Source organism: Maribacter sp. R77961 (assembly GCF_044594925.1).
Classification (GTDB): Bacteria; Bacteroidota; Bacteroidia; order Flavobacteriales; family Flavobacteriaceae; genus Maribacter.
Genome location: NZ_CP138991.1, coordinates 3,529,967 through 3,549,284 on the forward strand (window position 1 = coordinate 3,529,967; position 19,318 = coordinate 3,549,284).

The following is a 19,318-nucleotide window of genomic DNA, read 5'->3' on the forward strand; positions in this document are numbered from 1 at the left end:
CACTTTTAAGATAATATTTTCAAGAGGTTGCCTAAATTTGAGGTTCCTAAAAACCCAAAAGACCATTGAAGTTAGTTGAAATAAATAGGGTAAAATCTATATCAAAGGAAGACTTTGTAAAGAACTATTTAAAGCCACAAAGGCCCTTGGTGATCGAGGAGTTTGATTGTAATTGGGCAGCGCATTCAAAGTGGTCACTAGAGTATATGAAGAAGGTAGCAGGGAATAAAATTGTTCCCTTGTATGATGACCGTCCTGTACATCATGAAGATGGCTTCAATGAACCCCATGCAGAGATGTTAATGTCCGAGTATGTAGATCTTTTGAAGCGCGAACCTACCAAGTATAGAATTTTTCTTTGGAATATTTTAAAGGAAGTACCAGCTTTACAAAAGGATTTTAGTTACCCCGATTTTGGAATTCGTTTGTTGAAGGGCGTTCCGATGTTATTTTTTGGCGGAAAGGATTCGCATACTTTTATGCATTATGATATCGATTTAGCCAATATTTTCCATTTTCATTTTGAAGGGCAAAAGGAGTGTATTCTATTTCCGCAATCAGAGAACAAATACCTCTATAAAGTACCGCATGCTATAATCACTCATGAAAGTATCGATTTTTCTAATCCAGATTTTAAAAAGTGGCCTGCTTTGGAGAATGCAAATGGCTATAAAACTACGTTGAAGCACGGCGAGGTATTGTATATGCCAGAAGGGTTTTGGCATTATATGAAATACAAAACACCGGGTTTTTCCATGAGTTTGCGAGCGTTGGCTAGAAATCCTAAAAATTTCGCACATGCCGCTTATAATATTTTCATTATGCGTCATTTTGATGTATTGATGCGAAAATTAAGAGGACAACAATGGATTGAGGAAAAGAACAAAAAGGCTATTGTTAGGACCAATGCCAATATTGGAATTAAGGAATAAGCTCCTTCATTTTTTCATAGACTAAATGACTTTCCCAACCTCGGTAAAGTAAATAGTCCGCAAGTTTTTTCCTTTTTTTAAGTTTATTAGTTTCGCTAAGTTGGCGAAGTCTCTTTTTCGCCAAAGTATCTAAGGTCTCTAAATAGTGTAATTCATCAATTTCTTTTAAGGCAGTGTTTATATTGTATTTAGAAATATCACGAAGTTTAAGTTCGGTCACGATGCGCTTTTTGCCCCATTTCTTTATGTTGAATTTACCTCTGGCGAAACTCTTAGCAAAGCGTTCTTCGTTCAAATAATTTTCTTGGATAAGTTGTGTAACGATTTGGTCAATGGCCATGGGAATCATCCCCATCTGTTTTAACTTAGTGGTAACTTCTTTATGGCAACGGTCTTGGTATGCGCAGTAGCTTTCCAACTTTTTGGTTGCCTCCACAAGAGAGTATGCTTTGTGATGTAACATAGGCCAAAAATAAGAAAACCTTTCACGGCTTTTAATAAACAAAAAAAGCGACCCCCTGTCGGAAGTCGCTTTATCATGTAATGGGCCATAAAGGCCTAATATATGGTTTTGCCGTCTTTATTTTTAAAACGGTATTCAAGATACGTATAGGCATCTCTAGGTTGTATTTTAATCCATCTCTTATGTTCTAAGAACCACTTAGAGCGTATAGATGGGAAACCTTTTGTAAGGTAAGCCGCAATAAAAGGATGTATGTTTAGTGTAATGCTATTATCCTTTGCAGGTCCTTTTAATAGACGTTCAAGATCCACATTTATTTTATCTATTAAGACTATTGGAGCTTCTACCTCCTGTCCAGTATTATTAGGATTTTTCTCAGTGGTCTTAATGTTCATTTCGGGTCTTACACGTTGCCTTGTTATTTGGATAAGCCCAAATTTACTTGGCGGTAAAATCTTGTGTTTGGCACGATCATCTTTCATTTCATCCCTAAGATGCTCAAAAAGTTTTTTTCTGTGCTGCGCTTTCACCATGTCTATGAAATCAACTACAATGATACCTCCCATGTCTCTTAGACGCAATTGTCTTGCTATTTCGGAGGCCGCCAATAAGTTTACTTCTAAGGCGGTGTCTTCTTGGTTCTTTGCTTTATTAGAACGGTTACCGCTATTTACGTCTACGACGTGCAATGCCTCGGTATGTTCAATAATTAAATAAGCACCTTTGCTCATTGTTGCCGTGCGTCCAAAAGACGTTTTTATTTGTCTTTCTATTCCATATTTTTCAAAAATGGGAACATTGGCTTTGTAGTGTTTAACGATAGATTCTTTGTTGGGAGCAATCTCCGTAACATAATCTTTAATTTCATCAAACAACGTAGTATCATCAACATGTATTCCAGTAAAACTGTCATTAAAAACATCTCTTAATATAGAAGATGCTCTATTGAGTTCTACTAATACTTTTGAAGGTGTTTGAGCGCGATATAATTTTTTACACATTGTGGACCATTTGTCCAACAAGTTTTCTAGATCTTTATCTAGTTCTGCTACTTTTTTGCCTTCTGCAACTGTTCTTATGATAACTCCAAATCCTTTAGGTTTTATGCTCTTAACAAGTCTTTTTAACCTATCTTTTTCTTTAGAGCTTCCGATTTTTTGAGATACGGAAACGCGATCAGAAAAAGGAACCATTACTAGATAGCGTCCAGCTATAGAAAGTTCTGAACTTATTCGTGGTCCTTTGGTGGATATGGGTTCTTTAACAATTTGCACTAAAAGAGATTGATTGGCCTTAATAACGTCTGTTATGACACCGTGTTTATCAATATCCTTATCAAATGGAAAGTCTTTTAAGGAGTAATCCCTTAATTTGCCGGTACTCACTTGTTTAGTGAACTTTAACATAGAAGAAAGCTGAGGTCCTAGGTCATGGTAATGCAAAAATGCATCTTTTTCATACCCAACATTAACAAATGCTGCGTTGAGCCCAGTAACCGGTTTCCGAATTTTGGCAAGAAAAACATCACCTACGGAAAAATTATTATTGTCTTCCTCTTTATGCAGTTCAGTGAGTTTTCCATCTTTTAGCAAAGCAAAATCAACAGAATCGGAACTAGATCTTACGATTAATTCTCTATTCACCTGAATATATTTGTATTTATCCTGCTTAACTTAAGCGGATAAATAGATTAAACAATGTTAGAAACAGATTCTTTTGAATCTGCCGAGATTCGTCTTTGGAATCTCTATGTCAAGGAACGTATTAAAATGAAAAAGTAGTTTAAAAAACTACTTTTTCTTGTGTCGGTTAGCTCTTCTGCGCTTTTTGCGCTTGTGTGTAGCTACCTTATGTCTCTTTCTTTTTTTACCACTCGGCATAAAGTTCTTCTTTTAGATTATTATTTTACTTGTACGTTGCTTTTTACTCCTTCTACAAAAACCTTGGCCGGTTTAAAGGCAGGAATGTTGTGCGCCGGTATTTTTATGGTTGTATTCTTGGAAATATTCCTTCCAGTCTTTTCTGCTCTGGTTTTTATGATAAAACTACCAAAACCTCTAAGGTAAACATTATCTCCACCTTCCAATGAAGTTTTCACTTCTTCCATAAAGGATTCTACCGTTGCTTGTACATCTCCTTTTTCAATTCCCAGCTTATCTGAGATTTTAGATACAATTTCCGCTTTCGTCATCTTGCAATATTAGTTTTTCTGTATGTTTTTTCGGGTTGCAAATATATAAATTAAATTCAATCTTTCTTTCTAAAGAGCTAATTTTAAGTATATAAACTGCTACTTTTAACGCTTAGTATTAAAGTGAATGTCATTTTCTGATAAAATTCTTAATTGGTACCAGCAAAATAAGCGCGATTTACCCTGGAGAAGCACCAATAATCCTTATAATATATGGTTATCTGAAATTATGCTTCAGCAAACTAGAGTTGCTCAAGGAACACCCTATTATCTAAAATTTATTGAAGCTTTTCCTACGGTGGAAGATATGGCTAACGCTTCTGAAGAGCAAATACTAAAACTTTGGCAAGGACTAGGGTATTATTCTAGGGCTAGAAACCTTCATGCGACATCTAAAATGATCGTTGCGGATTATGGAGGCAAATTTCCAAACACCTACAAAGAGTTACTTAAGCTAAAAGGAGTGGGTGATTATACGGCCAGCGCAATAGCTTCCATATGTTTTAACGAACCACAAGCGGTAGTAGATGGAAACGTTTATAGGGTTTTGGCAAGATATTTTGGTATTGACAAACCTATTAATGGTACCGAAGGTGTAAAATATTTTAAAACCTTAGCTCAAGAATTGCTACATAAAAATAATGTAAGGGATTATAATCAGGGTATTATGGAATTTGGTGCAATACAGTGTGCTCCAAAAAACCCCTATTGCCTTCATTGCCCTTTAAATGATGGTTGCATAGCCTTAAAGGAAGGTAAGGTAAATGTGTTACCCGTTAAACTGAAAAAAACAAAGGTCAGGAATCGCTATTTCAACTACTTGGTTCCCGTATTAATTGATAATAAAGGTAACAAGCAAAGCATATTAAGACAAAGAAAGGGAAAGGGGATTTGGCAAAATCTATGGGAGTTTCCTTTGTTAGAATCCGAATCTGAATTTACTTTGGAACAAATCGAAAATGAATATACCAGGATAATAGATTTTAATGAAAAGGTAAGTATTCGATTATTTAATACGAAAACCGTAGTCCATAAATTATCGCATCAACATTTGAACACAAAATTTTGGATTTTAGAGGGTAATTTTAGTAGTAAAGAAGGTGTTTCTACGGCTGAATTAGAGAAATTTCCAGTACCGGTTTTAATAGCTGATTTCATGAAAGCATTTAAATTTTAGTACTTTTGATTATTAGACAAAAATTATGAGCGGTACATTGAATAAAGTGATGTTGATAGGGCATCTGGGAGATGAAGTAAAGATGCATTATTTTGAAGGTGGAGGCAGTATTGGAAGATTCCCAATAGCCACAAATGAAACATATACAAGCAAGCAGACGGGAGAACGTGTTACAAATACGGACTGGCATAATATAGTGGTGCGTAATAAAGCTGCTGAAATCTGTGAAAAATATTTGAGCAAAGGCGATAAGGTATATGTGGAAGGAAGATTGAAAAATAGACAATGGCAGGGAGAGGATGGCAATACAAGATATACCACTGAAGTACATGTGCAGGAATTTACGTTCCTTTCCACGAAGAAGGAAAGTATGGCCAATAACCAAGGCCAAGCTCCACAACCAGCTGTTCAACAGGCTAATCCTAGTACGCAGCAGAGTTCACCTGCAGCAGTAAGTCAACCGGAACAAGAAGACGATTTACCTTTCTAAATAGATATAAATAGTAAGCTTTGGACCCTGACCCTTTACTTTATAGTTTAAATTTTATAGTAATGGACGGTGCCTTCGCACTTAATATAGGGATACTTATAGTCTTATTACTTTGTTCCGCTATGATTTCTGGGGCAGAAGTAGCACTGTTTGGACTCTCTCCTACGGAGGCAAATGAAATTCAAGAACAAAAAACAGCAAAAGGAAATATCCTGATTAAACTTCTAGAGCGTCCCAAAAAACTTCTGGCCACGATATTAATTGCCAATAATGCCATCAATATTGGAGTTGTACTATTATTTAATGTAATCGGCGACACGCTATTTTCAAAAATCAACTACGTGCTTTTTGGAGTAGTTTCATTACGGTTTTTGTTAGAAGTTGTCGTGGCTACTTTTTTAATTTTGATGTTTGGAGAGATACTACCAAAAATTTATGCGAATAGAAATAGAATAAACTTTTCCCATTTCATGGCTTATCCGCTTAAAACATTAGATTTTTTATTCGCGCCTTTTAGTCTTCCAATGCGTGCGGGTACTATATTTTTATATGACAAGCTCGGAAAAGAAAAGTCTAACTTAAGCGTAGATCATTTATCTCAGGCGTTAGAATTGACCTCGGATGGGGATACCACCAAAGAAGAACAAAAAATATTACAAGGAATTGTTTCCTTCGGAAATACAGATACCAAGCAAGTAATGCGTCCGCGGATAGATATTTTTTCGTTGAACGACCAAATGAAATTTTTGGAAGTATTGGAAGAAATCAAAAAGAACGGCTATTCTAGAATACCTGTTTATTCGGATAATATAGATAATGTTCTTGGGGTGCTTTACGTAAAGGATCTATTACCTTATTTAGACCGTAAATCTTTTAATTGGACAAGTCTTATTCGGGAGCCTTATTTTGTTCCTGAGAATAAGAAGTTAGATGATTTATTATCCGAATTTCAAGAAAAGAAAAACCATTTGGCCGTAGTGGTAGATGAGTATGGTGGAACATCCGGAATTGTTACGCTTGAAGATATTATCGAAGAAATAGTAGGTGATATCAGCGATGAGTTCGATGACGAAGATTTAATTTTTTCCAAGTTGGATGATTTCAACTATGTTTTTGAGGGTAAAACAGCGTTAAAGGATTTCTATAGAGTTGTAAAGCTTGAGGAAGAAAAACCATTTGAAGAAAACAAAGGAGAATCTGAGACTATTGCCGGTTTTGTTTTAGAAATAGCTGGTAGTTTTCCAAAAAGAGGAGAGCAGGTAGTCTTTGAAAACTATAAGTTTGTGGTAGAAAGTCTGGACAAAAAAAGGTTGAAACAAATTAAAGTCACTTTGCCAAATGAAGCTTAGATATGTCATAGCTATGATAACCGTATTCTGTATCGTGGCCGCTTGTAAAAATGAACCTATACCTAAACCCAAGGCCGAAATACGGCTCGAATATCCCCAGGGCGCGCTGGCTACATTGGAAACCGAAAATTTTAAGTTTCAATACAACGAATTATCAAAACCTGAAGCTAACAAAAACAAGGCGTATACTTTAGCATATCCAGAAATGAACGGTGCTATTTTTATTAGCTATAAAAAAGTTGAAAATAACATAGATAAGCTCATTATGGATGCTAGGCGTTTAAGCTATGAACACGCTGCTAAGGCAGATAATATAGTGGAGCAACCTTACGTAAATCCTGAAGCTGGTGTTTACGGCGCACTGTTTGAAGTACAGGGAAACGCGGCATCACAGTCTCAATTTTTTGTAACGGATAGTGTATCGCACTTCTTAACGGGGTCTGTTTATTTTTATACAAAACCCAATTATGATTCCATTCTGCCTGCTGCTGCCTATTTGCAGAACGATATCCGTAGGATTATGGAGACCTTAAGATGGAAAGAGTAAACTACCTTGGAGCAAGCCAGCGGGCATTTGAAGGAAATGAACATTTAATTTAGAGGCTAGCCTTGGGAGATAATACCCTTTGGTGGTGCCAATAAAATTTTGAATTATGCAAAAGCAAGATGTATTGGATTGCCATGAGAGAATAATCCCTTACATACATCAAACTCCACTCCTAAGGTCTAGATTGGTGGATAAAGAAATAGGAACATCGGTCTATTTTAAATGCGAGAATTTTCAAAAAGCCGGAGCTTATAAAATACGGGGCGCTACAAATGCAATTTTACAATTAACGGATACACAGCGCAAAAATGGAGTAGTTACCCACTCATCCGGAAATTTTGCCCAGGCCGTTTCGTTGGCGGCTAAAAATCTAAATATTAAAGCACATATTGTAATGCCGTCCAATGCGCCTGAGGTGAAGAAAATAGGGGTTAAGGAATATGAGGGGCTTATCTATGAGTGCGCTCCTACTTTAGAGGCGCGCCAGGCTATGGCAGATAAAATAAAAAAAGATACAGGAGCCTCTTTTTTACACCCTTCTAATGATACCAATGTCATCATTGGTCAAGGAACGGCAGCCTTAGAACTCCTAAAGGAGATTCCTGACATCAATGCTATTTTTTGCCCTGTTGGTGGTGGCGGGCTCATAGCAGGTTCTTCGCTAGCAGCGCACTATTTTGGGATAAATTGTAAAGTTTTGGGTGGAGAACCATTTAAAGCGGACGATGCTTATCGTTCATTACAAAGTGGAAAAATTGAGGGGAATGATAGTGTAAATACCATCGCGGACGGACTCAAGACTACCTTGGGGGACAAGAATTTTCCCATTATTAAAAAGTATGTAAATAAAATAGTAAGGGTTACAGAAGAAGAAATAGTTGCGGCTATGCGTTTGGTTTGGGAACGTATGAAAATTATTATTGAGCCATCAAGTGCAGTCACTGTTGCTGCATTAAAAAGGGATGCCGCTGAAAACCCTCAGGAGTATACTGGAAAAAAAGTTGGGATTATTATATCTGGAGGAAATATAGATTTAAACGATTTACCTTTTTAATACTGCAAGTTAAAAGTATACGTAAGAAAGTATTTTAATTAGAAGAATTTAAAAGCATTTCCGCTTTTTCAATACTTGTGTTGATTTGTTCTTTAACTGCTTTTACTTTTACCTCTTCTTCGTTCAGCCACTTTTGTTTTTCGGAAGTCAGTGCTTTTCCCTCTAAAATTTCTTCGGAATCGAATCGGTCCCCGAAACCTTTCATCCAATTCATCATAGATTCATTGGCTCTTTGTAATTCGCGCATCGTTTTTGCTTCTGGCGATTCGGCGCCTAGAGAATCTGCCATGGGTTTCAACTTACCTACCAAACGACCTAGTTTACCCATTTTTGGCATTACTTCGTCATGGATAGCCATTACATGCTCCATTTGTGTGGATTCTTCTTTTTCTTTCTTGGCTTCTTCCTTACATGATAAAATAAGTGAGACACAGGTAAGTATGATGAGGTATTTTTTCATTTTATGTTATCTTTAATAGTAAAGGAGCTAATCGTGTAAACATACGTTTTTACCTTAGTATTGGTAATAACTGTTTCTAATGCTGAGGGAGTTATTATTTTTGGGTCAAATTGAATAATAGCCTGTTTGCTATCATAACTTACTTCGGCAGCGATGACACCCGGGGTATTTTGTAAATTAAGGCTTATTTGATCCGCACACCCTTCTTGGCAAGCCATACCATCAATATTAACTTCAGCAACGCTGGTCATTTGGTACTGCTCGTTTGTATCATTTTGTATTTCTTCTTGAGCTACAATAGCGTTAGATGCAAAAAAGAGAAAAAGAACAACTGTAAATAATTTCATGCTTCGGAAATTTTTCTAGAACGATATTTTTTCGAGGTCAAGATATATAAACTAAACCCTGACAGTATGGTAAAGATACCAAATATTGAAAATGCTATTAGGACAAGAGAATAAAAAAGCTTTCTTTTTTACCATTTAAAAGCCTCATTTTTGCAAAAAAATCGCAAGGCTTGAAAATTGAAAACCGAAAGTGGCTTTATCTGATAGTATTATCCCTTATTTGGGGAACTTCTTATATCCTCATTAAAAAAGGCTTAGTAGGTTTTGCTCCCCTTCAACTAGGGGCGTTACGGATCATTATATCTGGCTGTTTGCTATTAATGATCGGATATAATTCTTTGAAAACCATTAGAAAGGAAGACTGGAAATGGTTAGCGCTATCTGGTTTTATAGGAAGTTTCTTCCCAATGTTTCTTTTCGCATTTGCTGAAACCGAAATAGATAGTAGTGTAACCGCAGTTTTAAATTCTTTAGTGCCTTTGTTTACCTTATTTGTGGGTCTTTTTGCTTTTGGGATATCGTTTACAAGAAATCAGTTCATCGGAGTTTTAGTAGGCTTGTTGGGGGCTAGTTTATTGGTTTTATTTGGGAGTACTATAAACCCCGAGCAGAATTATTGGTACGCGGGTTTTGTGCTTATTGCCACAATCTGTTATGCGTGCAACGCTAATATTATCAAAAGTAAATTACAGGCGGTAAGTCCTATGGGGATTGCGGTTGGGAATTTTGTCTGTATTCTCATTCCAGGTTTTATACTCTTACCTTTTTCCGGAGCCTTAAGCAAGGAGGTTCTAGACGGTAATTTCTTTTGGAGTTCATTGGGCTATATTGTTATTCTATGTATTATCAGCACCTGTATTGCCAAAGTTATCTTTAATAAGCTTATACAGATTTCTTCTCCTATATTTTCCGTTTCGGTAACGTATCTTATTCCAATTGTGGGTATTTTTTGGGGAGTGGTAGATGGGGAAACTTTTAGTGTAAAGCAGCTTGGAGCTTCATTTTTGATTTTAGTCGGCGTGTATTTGGTGAACAAAAAACGTAAAAACGCGGTATAATTTTACACAAGGTGTAACAAAATTATTTCACCATAGTCTTTAAGGGGAAGTCTAATTCAAAACGGAAAAATAATCATCAAAATAGAATAAACAGTCATGAAAAAATCAAACCTCATATGTATAGCGTTTTTTTCCTTTGTCGCAGGAGCCTTTGCTCAAACCAAAACGGTACAAGTAGATGCATTTGAAAAAGTAATCATTAGCCCTCACATAGAAGTGGAATTGGTGCAAGGAACCGAGGAATCCGTAGTTATTGAAAACGCGAAGATTTCCATGGATAAGATTAATGTAAAGGTCGAAGGAAATACGCTTCGGGTATATTTGGACGGAGCCAAAACGGTCACCAAATCGGAACGTGTTTCTACGGACAAATGGAAAGGGAAAAAATCTATTTATAATGGGACTATGGCAACTGCTAAGATTACCTATAAAACCTTGAAAAACTTGTCTATCAGAGGAGAAGAGATTGTAAAGGTAAAGGGTATTATGGAGCAAGAAGATTTGAAGTTGTCTATTTACGGTGAATCCAAAGTTTATTTTAACCATCTTAATTTAGAAGAACTTACGGTCGCTATTTATGGGGAGAGTTACTTGGAAATTTCAGAAGGAAAGGTAGAAAGACAAGTGTTTAGAGCCTACGGGGAGAGTGAAGTAAACGCGATTGAAATGGGAAATAGCGAGACAAAAATAACTGCTTATGGCGAAAGTAATTTCCGTGTAAATGTTTCGGATAGATTAAAGGTAACTTGCTATGGCGAAACAACTATTAACTATACGGGAGATGCCGATGTAGATAAGGGAATTGTAATAGGAGAGGCGGAAATACGGAAGATTGGATAGTGTTTATTACCAATGTTTAATGAAAAAACCCGCTCAAATGAGCGGGTTTTTTTGGTCTTGTAAACTACCTCAGGGCAAGCCCGCGTAGCATTCAAAGTAAAACCACATTTAATTCCATGCAAGCGTCGAACATATAAATCTCGATTATCGCTTAAATGTTTACTCTATTCGAAATCCGCTGGGGATACGCCGTCGTTCACCTTTATCTCGGTTACGATAAACTCTATATTTTGCGGCCCCATACTTTGGGTGATTTTAAAAGGAAATAAAATACCGGAAACTTCCTTGTAATCATCTAACATTAAGGTTTGTTTTACCTGTTGTCCTTGCATTTCCGTTATAGTAACTTCTTGCAACTTTAAACCAGTTTCTGCATCATAATAAACAGTTTTACTGTCGGTAACTTTTACTTTATAGGCTTTTTTGTCACCTACGGTTTCCATTCCGTCCAAAGTTATTCCACCTACGGTTAAATAATTAAGTTCAGGAAATGTGGCTGATTCTGCCTTTACCTTTTCAATTTCTTCTGGGGACAAATCTTTACGTTGACCTTGGCCAACGGCATAACCTTTATCACCATCTAAAACCTGTTTACTCACGGAATTACCCATCATTTTCACGTCCTGCATAAACTGGTCTTTGGAAGTTTTTTTCATTTCCATTTCCAATTTCATACCCTGCATTTCCGCGGCCGCACTCATTGCGTAAGATTCAACACTTTCCAGTTTTGTTTTCCCTCCAATAGCATCTACATACTTTTCTATAATTGAAGTGGCGGTTAATCCTTCTGGCATTTCGGCACTATAGTCTGGTTTCGCAGTTTTCTCTCCTGTTTTATCATAATAAAGAACAGGTAATTTTTTACCGTTTACACTAACCTTTTCCAAGTTCTCTAAGACTTCACTTCCTTTACCGGCAACAACTACTCTCGCATTACTAGAGCTAAAATACTTTTGTGCCGCATTTTGAACATCTTCTATGCTTATGTTGTCTATGCGTTCTAAATACGTTTTGTAGAAATCCTTTGGAAGTCCTTCTTTCTCAATATTAAGGGCGTAATTGGCAATCGTCTGAGGTTGCTCCAGTGCCATAACAAACCTCCCTGTGTATTTCGCCTTGGTATTCGCTAATTCCTTTTCGGTTACAGGTTCGTTGACGATTTTATCAATTTCTTTTAGTATTTCTACTACAGAACTATCTGTTACCATATTTCTTACACTAGCAGTAGCACGGAATCTAGATACTTCATATTTGTCATTTCCTATAGCAGAATAAGAACCATATGTATATCCTTTATCCTCTCTTAAATTTAGAAAGAGGCGTCCTTCACCACCGCCACCAAGTATTTGGTTAGCCACTAATGCAGGTAGGTAATCATCGTTCTTCATTTTTAGCTCTACCAAATTCTGAACAGCTATCTCCGACTGTACTGCGTTTGGCATATCCACAAAGTTTATTTGTCTATACTGCGCATCGTTTGGCTGCGAAAAGCTAAAAGAAGGCGGTACTGCTTTAGTCCATGGGGTAAAGTGTTCCTCTGTCAATTCCTTTACTTGGTCAAAAGTAACGTCTCCTATTACTACTAGGTAGGCGTTCGCGGGGACAAAATATTTACGATAAAACTGTAGGACATCCGTTAATTTTACATTGTTCACAGTTTCTTCTGTAGTAAATTCTCCATAAGGATGGTCTTTACCATAGGCTAAAGCGCGCTGCACTCTTCCCGCAATGGCGGAAACATCTTTTTCTTGGGATTTTAGTCCAGTAATCAGCTTTGCCTTTTCTTTCTCGAATTCTTCTTCGGTGAAATTAGGATTTATGGCCGCATCTGCCATAAGTTCTAGAATTCTCGGGAAATACTTGGATAGTGAACTAGCAAAGGCACTTTGAGAACCAAAACTTAAGCGAGCTCCTAAAAAATCTATCTCCTCGTTAAACTCATCTTTACTTATATTCTTGGAACCTAATCCAAGAAGACTACCGGTTAAACTGGATACTCCAGCCTTGTCTCCCTCTAGGATAGGCGGATTGTCAATTGTTAATTGTATGGATACTCTAGGCAATTTATGGTTCTCAACAACCATAACTTTTAGGCCATTACTAAGCTCAAAGCTTTCTGGTTCCGCAATGTTTATTTCAGGCGCGGGACCGGGTGCTGGCATAATGGAACGATCTACTTGTGCTTGCACTCCAAATGTTGTAAATGCAGCGATAAATAATATATATAGTTTTTTCATTACAGTATTAGTTTGCGGGTTTTTCTTCTGGTAAATAATCTATAAGAACACGCTGATTAGTGTTTAAGTGTTTTTTCGCTACTTCCATAATTTCTTCGCGAGTAATGGAACGATAAATTTCTATTTCTTTATTGATAAGCTCAGTATCTCCATAAAGAACGTGATATCTGGCAAGGGAGTTTGCAATTCCCTCAACACTTGAATTTGAATTCACGAATTGATTTTCAAATTTATTTTGTAGTTTCTGGTAATCGTTTTCTGAGATGAGTTCAGTTCGAACTAAAGCAATCTCTTCTTCCATTTCGGCTACCAAAGTTTCTAGTGAAGTTTCTCCTACGGGCAGGGCAAAAACCAAGTACATGCTGTAATCTTCTTGAGGAATATTAAAAGCACCTACCTGTAAGGCCTGCTTTTGTTCATCAACCATTTTCTTGTACAGTTTAGAGCTTTTTCCATCACTTAAATAAGTAGATATCATGTCCAGAACATAGGCATCACGTTCTCTAAATCCAGGAGTCCTGTACGCAATCCCTGCAGCCGGAATTTGAATATTTGCATCATAGGCTTTCACTTTAACCTCTTCCGTAATCGGGTCTTCCTTAGGGAAATTTCTAACGATATCGGCACCTCTTGGGATTGGTGCAAAATAATCGTTTATCATTTTTTTTGTCTCTGCAATATCAATGTCGCCAGCAACTACAAGGGCTGCGTTATTGGGAACGTAATATTTCTTGTTATAAGCAATAACATCTTCCAAAGTAGCGGCATCCAAATCTTTCATGTAGCCAATATTAGGGTCTTTATAAGGGTGTTTTTTGAATAGATTAGCCCCTAGTACAGGAAGTAACTGTCCGTAGGGCGAGTTGTCATAACGCAGCCTTTTTTCTTCTTTCACAACTTCTTGCTGTGTGTCAATCCCCTTCTGGTCAATGATAGGATGCAGCATACGTTCAGCTTCCATCCACAGTCCCAGTTTTAAATTATTAGAAGGAAAAACTTCATAATAGTACGTCCTATCCTGAGAGGTGTTTGCATTGTTCTTGCCTCCGTTAGAGGAAACAATCTCAAACCACTTGCCTTTTTCGATGTTCTCAGTTCCTTCAAACAATAAATGTTCAAAAAAATGAGCAAATCCGGTTCTGCCTTCAGTTCTATCTTTACCACCTACATGATACATGACGGCAGTTGTTACGACCGGAGCGGTATTATCCTTATGAAGTATTACGTGCAGACCATTATCCAATTTGTACTCTTCGTACTTCACCTCTTGGGCAATGGTTACTACACTGGAAAATAAAATGGCCGAGGCCAAAAGTAGTTTGTTTTTCATTTTGTCTAGTGTTTAATTTTCATACTTCACATTAGTATGAAAGTTGTATTAATTGTTACACGAATTTAAGGCTTTAAGTGAATATTAATGAAAGACGGTTTTTGATTTAACAAGAAATTAAACACTTTTTAGGGCTGTATTTCTTAACTTACTGTAAACTGATTAAAAAATTTATAAGACTATGAAAAATTATGCGCTTCCTATTAGGTTTGGAATTGCCGCTTCCGGATGTTTAATTGCTTATTTCCTAATACTTTCTCTTTTGGGAATTCATACCAATGTTTTTTACAGCCTTTTTAATGCTGTGGTAACAGGTTTCGCTATTTATGAAGCGATTAAATATTACAAATTGAAAAAAGGAACCTCCTTTAGTTATGGAAGTGGGTTTATGGCCGGGTTAATAACGGGAGGTGTGGCAACACTAATTTTTACTTTGTTTTTTGCACTTTATTCCACCGAGTTGAATCCTGGTTTTCTAGAAGAACTTTCCACCAAATGGGCGAGAGAATATGAGAGTTTTGAAGCCATTGTTTTCTTGGTTGTAGCCGTAATGGGGTTTAGTACTACTGTAGTTTTGACCTTGTCCTTTATGCAGCTCTTTAAAACTTCCAATAATTTGAAGTGATTTTCTACATTAAATTCCGCGAAATCCCTTGCGGATTCATCAATAAGAAGTATATTTGCAGCCGCCTTTGGAAAAAATCCAACAGGTTTTAATCATACATTTTTAACAATATGTACGCAATTGTAGAGATGGCAGGGCAGCAATTTAAAGTTGCGAAAGACCAGAAAGTGTACGTTCACCGTTTGCAAACAGAAGAAGGGAAAAAGGTAACTTTTGACAATGTTCTTCTTTTAGATGATGGTAAGAACGTTACCGTTGGCGCCCCGGCTATAGACGGAGCCGCTGTTGAGGCTAAAGTCGTAAAACACCTTAGAGGTGACAAAGTAATTGTCTTTCACAAGAAAAGACGTAAAGGTTACAGAAAGAAAAACGGACACCGACAGTCATTGACTGAAATCGTAATAGAAAGTATTGTTGCGAAAGGTGCTAAGAAAGCAAAAGCTGAGCCTAAGAAGGCCGCTCCTAAAAAAGAAGCTGCGCCAAAAGTAGTAGCTCCTAAAAAAGAAGCAGCTCCAAAGAAAGCTGCTGCACCAAAAGCAACTAAAGCTAAAGCGGACGATTTGAAGAAAGTTGAAGGTATTGGGCCAAAAATCGCTCAAACTTTAAATGATGCCGGTATTTCAACTTTCGCTGAATTGGCAAAAGCTAAACCAGCTAAGATTTCTGAAATTATCGCAGATGTTCGTGGTAATCACGTAACGGATACATGGCCTGCACAAGCTAAATTAGCTGCTGAAGGTAAATGGGACGAGTTGAAGAAATGGCAAGATGAATTAGACGGCGGTAAGGCATAATTGCCAACCGCTTAAGTATAACTTATATCCCGTTGAAGAGCGGGAACTTAAAACCTTAACAAAATGGCACATAAAAAAGGTGTAGGTAGTTCTAAAAACGGTAGGGAATCAGAATCGAAACGCTTAGGTGTTAAGATATTTGGTGGCCAAGCTGCCATCGCAGGTAACATTATAGTTAGACAGCGAGGAACAAGACATAATCCTGGGGAAAACGTATATGCTGGGAAAGATCATACGTTACACGCACGTGTAGATGGTTTGGTAAAGTTCGAAAAGAAAGCAGGAGGTAAATCCTTTGTTTCTATTGAGCCGTTTGAGGCTTAATCAAACTTTTCTTTTGAAAATAAGACCCTCACTTTATAGTGGGGGTTTTTTGTTATCTGTATGTTAATTAAATTTTAAGTACACCATAAAAAACGGAAAACTTAATCCAACCTTAAAAATTTACAAACCCTACTTGTCTGAATAATACAATTTCTTTGCGGTAAATAATTCAACCACATAGAAAATGAAATCTTACGTATTACTTACACTAGTATTATTCCCCTTAACGATATTATCTCAAAGTGGGAATGTTCAAGGAACTATTTCAGACGATAATGGACTATACCTCCCAGGTGCCAGTGTCATGATAGCTTCATTATCAAAAGGCGTTATCAGCGATTTTGATGGAAGATTTACACTTATAGATATTCCAGAAGGCACCTATACCCTAAAGATTTCTTACTTGGGATACGACGATGTAGAACAAGAGTTACAGATTACTCCCAATACCACTACGGAACTATCTTTGTACCTAGAACCTAAAAGCATGGAATTGGACGGTGTAGAAGTTACCGCCTACGGTTTAAGTGGCCAATCCAAGGCATTGAACACGCAAAAGAACAATTTGAATATTACCAACGTAGTATCCACAGATCAAATTGGAAAATTCCCGGATGCTAACATTGGCGATGCTGTAAAAAGGATACCAGGAATTACGATGCAAGTAGATCAAGGAGAGGCGAGGAATATTATTGTCCGGGGGCTTTCACCGCAATTAAATTCCGTTACACTTAACGGAAGTAGGATTCCGTCTGCAGAAGGTGATAATAGAAACGTACAGATGGATTTGATTCCTGCAGATATGATACAAACCATAGAAGTTAGTAAGGCAGTAACTCCAGATATGGACGCAGATGCCTTGGGCGGTTCGGTAAATTTAATTACTAGAACTTCTCCTCAAGGGTTCAGGGCTTCCACAACTTTGGGTTCCGGAATAAATTTCATTACCAATAAAGCTATTATCAATGGCGCTTTTTTAATTGGGGACAGAACCAATAACGGCAAGTTTGGATGGATGCTTGCAGCATCCTTTAATGATAACGATTTTGGCTCTGATAATATAGAAGCTGAATGGACAGACGAATTTGAGTATTACGCTGGTGTTGACGATGTAGATGGAGAGCCAATATTGGAAGATGCAGAAGTTGACCCTTACGCTAATGTCTTTGAGCAACGGGAATATTTGGTACAGCGTGTAAGACGAAGCTTTTCTGCAAACATGGATTATAAGTTCGATGCCAATAACTCCATCTTCCTAAAAACTATGTACAATTGGAGGGACGATAGGGAGAACAGATTTCGTTTAGAACATGAGATTTTAGACGCTGAAGATATAGAAGTTGGCGATTTTACGATTGCGAACAGATTGCCCACACGTTTTCCAGTCGAAGTAAAACGCCAAAGTAAGGGAGGAATAGATAATAGTAGAAATAAAAATAGAAGGTTAGAAGATCAACGTATGCAAAATTATAGTTTAGGTGGAAATCATCTTTGGGGTAATCTCAAAGTAGATTGGATGACTTCTTTTGCGAAAGCTTCGGAGGAACGTTTGAATGAGCGTTATGCAGAGTTTGAATCGGAGTACATTATAGATAATGACGTACTTAATCCACGGTTCCCCAGATTTTCTGCCGCCAATCCTAGCGACACGGACAATTTTGGAAACTTTGAGTATGGGGAGATTACGGAGGAGAATCAGTTTACAGAGGAAGAGGATATTAACTTTTTTATAAATTTTGAACTACCGGTTGATATTTTCGGAAAAGGAGAAGGTACTTTTCAATTTGGGGCACGGGGTCGTTTTAAATCGAAAGTAAGGGACAATAATTTCTTTGAATTTGATTTAGAGGATGATTTTCCTACCCTTGCAGATGTGCCGTTAAAAGACTATTCAGATGAAGATTACCTAGCGGGCAGTCAATATTTGATAGGTTCTTTTGCCAGTGAAGAATGGTTAGGTCAACTCAATTTAATAGGCGGTGAGCCAGTACCGGACGAATTTTTGCCAGGAAATTTTGACGTTACGGAAGATGTATTTGCCGGATATGTAATGATGAATCAAAAATTATCAGATCGGTGGAGCTTACTTGCAGGTCTACGGATAGAAAGAACATCCTTAGAATCTGCTGGAAATAGTTTAACTTTTATAGAAGAAGATGAGGAAAATGGTATTGAGGAAGGTATCGAAGTTGAGGAAGTAGGTGCAGAGAACTCGTATACCAATATACTACCGGGGATTCATCTTAAATATTATATCACTGATCAAACAGTATTACGCTTTGCTTGGACAAATACTTTGGCAAGACCAAATTATGTAGACATCATCCCAAGAGCGGAAATAATTAATGAAGACAATGAAATCATATTAGGTAATGCCACTTTGGAGCCTACCACGTCAATGAATTTTGATATGATGGCGGAGCACTATTTTAAAAGTGTAGGATTACTGTCTGGGGGAGTCTTTTATAAAGACATAGATAATTTTATATATACTTTTCAAGGAGAAACCGAGGACGAAACTTTTGGACCGGGAACTACTGGTTATGAAACCTTTCAGCCATTAAATGGTGACGGGGCTTCCGTTTTTGGTCTAGAATTTGCGCTTCAACGACAGCTAGATTTTCTTCCCGGTTTCGCTAGAAATTTTAGCCTTTATCTAAACTATACCTTCCTTTCATCCTCGGCAGAAGGCATTCGTAATGAAGACGGAGATGAGCGGGAGGATATAGACCTGCCAAATACGGCGCCGAACATGTTCAATGGATCTTTGGGTTATGCAGATAAAAGGTTCAGTTCTCGCATATCACTTAATTTTTCAGACAGTTATATTGATGAAATTGGAGGTAATGATTTTGATGATAGATTTTATGATACACAACTTTTTTTAGACTTCAACGCTACTTTTCAGTTGAATTCAAACCTAAGTATTTATGCAGATTTGAATAATATTACCAATCAACCTTTGCGCTATTTTCAAGGTGTGAAAGAACGTACTCAACAGCTAGAATTTTATGGTCAACGACTTACTTTTGGTATAAAATACGATTTATTCAAAAAACAATAACTCTAATGATTCAAAAGGCTCTTTTTAACATTAAAA

The 19,318-nt window shown here is 37.2% G+C and carries 19 protein-coding genes; 12 read left to right on the forward strand and 7 right to left on the reverse strand.

Annotated features, from left to right (window positions below; translation table 11 throughout):
- The first annotated feature begins 65 nt into the window (after nucleotides 1-65).
- A complete protein-coding gene (locus SJY09_RS15195; RefSeq protein ID WP_396636551.1) occupies nucleotides 66-932 on the forward strand; it encodes a cupin-like domain-containing protein in 867 nt (288 codons plus the stop codon).
- On the opposite strand, the gene SJY09_RS15200 is transcribed toward SJY09_RS15195, so the two are convergent.
- From SJY09_RS15200 to SJY09_RS15210, 3 genes are all read right to left on the reverse strand, one after another.
- Nucleotides 922-1,395 (reverse strand): regulatory protein RecX, encoded by a 474-nt coding sequence (locus SJY09_RS15200; RefSeq protein ID WP_396636552.1) that lies wholly within the window; start codon nucleotides 1,393-1,395, stop codon nucleotides 922-924. The two genes, SJY09_RS15195 and SJY09_RS15200, sit on opposite strands and share 11 nt — an antisense overlap.
- Before the next feature lie 95 nt (nucleotides 1,396-1,490).
- Complete coding sequence (locus tag SJY09_RS15205; RefSeq protein WP_396636553.1) at nucleotides 1,491-3,038, reverse strand: Rne/Rng family ribonuclease; 1,548 nt, start codon at nucleotides 3,036-3,038, stop codon at nucleotides 1,491-1,493.
- A gap of 257 nt (nucleotides 3,039-3,295) precedes the next feature.
- Nucleotides 3,296-3,586, reverse strand: coding sequence for an HU family DNA-binding protein (locus SJY09_RS15210; protein WP_099572450.1), 291 nt, complete (start codon nucleotides 3,584-3,586; stop codon nucleotides 3,296-3,298).
- Between the two features lie 127 nt (nucleotides 3,587-3,713).
- Between SJY09_RS15210 and mutY the strand changes: the two genes are divergently transcribed.
- From mutY to SJY09_RS15235, 5 genes are all read left to right on the forward strand, one after another.
- On the forward strand, nucleotides 3,714-4,763 hold the full coding sequence (gene mutY / locus SJY09_RS15215; RefSeq protein WP_396636554.1) for an A/G-specific adenine glycosylase: 1,050 nt from the start codon (nucleotides 3,714-3,716) through the stop codon (nucleotides 4,761-4,763).
- A gap of 25 nt (nucleotides 4,764-4,788) precedes the next feature.
- Complete coding sequence (locus tag SJY09_RS15220) at nucleotides 4,789-5,253, forward strand: single-stranded DNA-binding protein (RefSeq protein WP_396636555.1); 465 nt, start codon at nucleotides 4,789-4,791, stop codon at nucleotides 5,251-5,253.
- Nucleotides 5,254-5,315: 62 nt separating this feature from the next.
- Nucleotides 5,316-6,602, forward strand: coding sequence for a gliding motility-associated protein GldE (locus SJY09_RS15225; protein WP_396636556.1), 1,287 nt, complete (start codon nucleotides 5,316-5,318; stop codon nucleotides 6,600-6,602).
- Nucleotides 6,592-7,149: a gliding motility lipoprotein GldD gene (gene gldD / locus SJY09_RS15230; RefSeq protein WP_396636557.1), complete on the forward strand. Its 558-nt coding sequence runs from the start codon at nucleotides 6,592-6,594 to the stop codon at nucleotides 7,147-7,149. Before SJY09_RS15225 ends, gldD begins: the two co-directional genes overlap by 11 nt.
- A gap of 106 nt (nucleotides 7,150-7,255) precedes the next feature.
- Nucleotides 7,256-8,203 (forward strand): threonine/serine dehydratase, encoded by a 948-nt coding sequence (locus SJY09_RS15235; RefSeq protein ID WP_396636558.1) that lies wholly within the window; start codon nucleotides 7,256-7,258, stop codon nucleotides 8,201-8,203.
- A 34-nt stretch (nucleotides 8,204-8,237) separates the two neighbouring features.
- On the opposite strand, the gene SJY09_RS15240 is transcribed toward SJY09_RS15235, so the two are convergent.
- On the reverse strand, nucleotides 8,238-8,663 hold the full coding sequence (locus tag SJY09_RS15240; protein WP_396636559.1) for a hypothetical protein: 426 nt from the start codon (nucleotides 8,661-8,663) through the stop codon (nucleotides 8,238-8,240).
- Complete coding sequence (locus SJY09_RS15245) at nucleotides 8,660-9,010, reverse strand: heavy-metal-associated domain-containing protein (RefSeq protein WP_396636560.1); 351 nt, start codon at nucleotides 9,008-9,010, stop codon at nucleotides 8,660-8,662. Before SJY09_RS15245 ends, SJY09_RS15240 begins: the two co-directional genes overlap by 4 nt.
- A 170-nt stretch (nucleotides 9,011-9,180) precedes the next feature.
- On the opposite strand from SJY09_RS15245, the gene SJY09_RS15250 reads away from it, so the two are divergent.
- Together SJY09_RS15250 and SJY09_RS15255 are read left to right on the forward strand one after the other, a co-directional pair.
- Nucleotides 9,181-10,068: a DMT family transporter gene (locus tag SJY09_RS15250; protein ID WP_396636561.1), complete on the forward strand. Its 888-nt coding sequence runs from the start codon at nucleotides 9,181-9,183 to the stop codon at nucleotides 10,066-10,068.
- A gap of 96 nt (nucleotides 10,069-10,164) precedes the next feature.
- Nucleotides 10,165-10,908, forward strand: coding sequence for a head GIN domain-containing protein (locus SJY09_RS15255; RefSeq protein ID WP_396636562.1), 744 nt, complete (start codon nucleotides 10,165-10,167; stop codon nucleotides 10,906-10,908).
- Between the two features lie 164 nt (nucleotides 10,909-11,072).
- Here the strand turns inward: SJY09_RS15255 and SJY09_RS15260 are convergent, their stop codons facing one another.
- Nucleotides 11,073-13,145 carry a M16 family metallopeptidase gene (locus SJY09_RS15260; RefSeq protein ID WP_396636563.1) on the reverse strand — a complete coding sequence of 691 codons (2,073 nt, stop codon included), beginning with the start codon at nucleotides 13,143-13,145 and terminating at the stop codon, nucleotides 11,073-11,075.
- A gap of 7 nt (nucleotides 13,146-13,152) precedes the next feature.
- Nucleotides 13,153-14,475, reverse strand: coding sequence for a M16 family metallopeptidase (locus SJY09_RS15265; RefSeq protein ID WP_396636564.1), 1,323 nt, complete (start codon nucleotides 14,473-14,475; stop codon nucleotides 13,153-13,155).
- A 181-nt stretch (nucleotides 14,476-14,656) separates the two neighbouring features.
- On the opposite strand from SJY09_RS15265, the gene SJY09_RS15270 reads away from it, so the two are divergent.
- The 4 genes from SJY09_RS15270 to SJY09_RS15285 all read left to right on the forward strand — a co-directional run bounded on the left by SJY09_RS15270 (nucleotide 14,657) and on the right by SJY09_RS15285 (nucleotide 19,282).
- Nucleotides 14,657-15,100, forward strand: a complete 444-nt coding sequence (locus tag SJY09_RS15270; RefSeq protein ID WP_396636565.1) for a DUF4199 domain-containing protein — start codon at nucleotides 14,657-14,659, stop codon at nucleotides 15,098-15,100.
- Between the two features lie 110 nt (nucleotides 15,101-15,210).
- Entirely contained in the window at nucleotides 15,211-15,894 is a 684-nt protein-coding gene (gene rplU, locus SJY09_RS15275) for a 50S ribosomal protein L21 (RefSeq protein WP_396636566.1), read from the forward strand.
- A gap of 63 nt (nucleotides 15,895-15,957) precedes the next feature.
- The gene (gene rpmA, locus SJY09_RS15280; RefSeq protein ID WP_155594997.1) at nucleotides 15,958-16,218 is read left to right on the forward strand and encodes a 50S ribosomal protein L27; all 261 of its coding nucleotides are present in this window, start codon (nucleotides 15,958-15,960) and stop codon (nucleotides 16,216-16,218) included.
- Nucleotides 16,219-16,402: 184 nt separating this feature from the next.
- Nucleotides 16,403-19,282, forward strand: coding sequence for a TonB-dependent receptor (locus SJY09_RS15285; RefSeq protein ID WP_396636567.1), 2,880 nt, complete (start codon nucleotides 16,403-16,405; stop codon nucleotides 19,280-19,282).
- Nucleotides 19,283-19,318: the final 36 nt, after the last annotated feature.

What these genes read in the sequence shown, in the direction of transcription:
- SJY09_RS15235 (WP_396636558.1), top strand. Translation starts at nt 7,256, where the DNA reads ATGCAAAAGCAAGATGTATTGGATTGCCATGAGAGAATAATCCCTTAC.
- SJY09_RS15255 (WP_396636562.1), top strand. Translation starts at nt 10,165, where the DNA reads ATGAAAAAATCAAACCTCATATGTATAGCGTTTTTTTCCTTTGTCGCA.
- rpmA (WP_155594997.1), top strand. Translation starts at nt 15,958, where the DNA reads ATGGCACATAAAAAAGGTGTAGGTAGTTCTAAAAACGGTAGGGAATCA.
- mutY (WP_396636554.1), top strand. Translation starts at nt 3,714, where the DNA reads ATGTCATTTTCTGATAAAATTCTTAATTGGTACCAGCAAAATAAGCGC.
- SJY09_RS15240 (WP_396636559.1), bottom strand. Translation starts at nt 8,663, where the DNA reads ATGAAAAAATACCTCATCATACTTACCTGTGTCTCACTTATTTTATCA.
- SJY09_RS15245 (WP_396636560.1), bottom strand. Translation starts at nt 9,010, where the DNA reads ATGAAATTATTTACAGTTGTTCTTTTTCTCTTTTTTGCATCTAACGCT.
- SJY09_RS15200 (WP_396636552.1), bottom strand. Translation starts at nt 1,395, where the DNA reads ATGTTACATCACAAAGCATACTCTCTTGTGGAGGCAACCAAAAAGTTG.
- SJY09_RS15265 (WP_396636564.1), bottom strand. Translation starts at nt 14,475, where the DNA reads ATGAAAAACAAACTACTTTTGGCCTCGGCCATTTTATTTTCCAGTGTA.
- gldD (WP_396636557.1), top strand. Translation starts at nt 6,592, where the DNA reads ATGAAGCTTAGATATGTCATAGCTATGATAACCGTATTCTGTATCGTG.
- SJY09_RS15220 (WP_396636555.1), top strand. Translation starts at nt 4,789, where the DNA reads ATGAGCGGTACATTGAATAAAGTGATGTTGATAGGGCATCTGGGAGAT.
- SJY09_RS15260 (WP_396636563.1), bottom strand. Translation starts at nt 13,145, where the DNA reads ATGAAAAAACTATATATATTATTTATCGCTGCATTTACAACATTTGGA.
- rplU (WP_396636566.1), top strand. Translation starts at nt 15,211, where the DNA reads ATGTACGCAATTGTAGAGATGGCAGGGCAGCAATTTAAAGTTGCGAAA.
- SJY09_RS15285 (WP_396636567.1), top strand. Translation starts at nt 16,403, where the DNA reads ATGAAATCTTACGTATTACTTACACTAGTATTATTCCCCTTAACGATA.
- SJY09_RS15210 (WP_099572450.1), bottom strand. Translation starts at nt 3,586, where the DNA reads ATGACGAAAGCGGAAATTGTATCTAAAATCTCAGATAAGCTGGGAATT.
- SJY09_RS15270 (WP_396636565.1), top strand. Translation starts at nt 14,657, where the DNA reads ATGAAAAATTATGCGCTTCCTATTAGGTTTGGAATTGCCGCTTCCGGA.
- SJY09_RS15225 (WP_396636556.1), top strand. Translation starts at nt 5,316, where the DNA reads ATGGACGGTGCCTTCGCACTTAATATAGGGATACTTATAGTCTTATTA.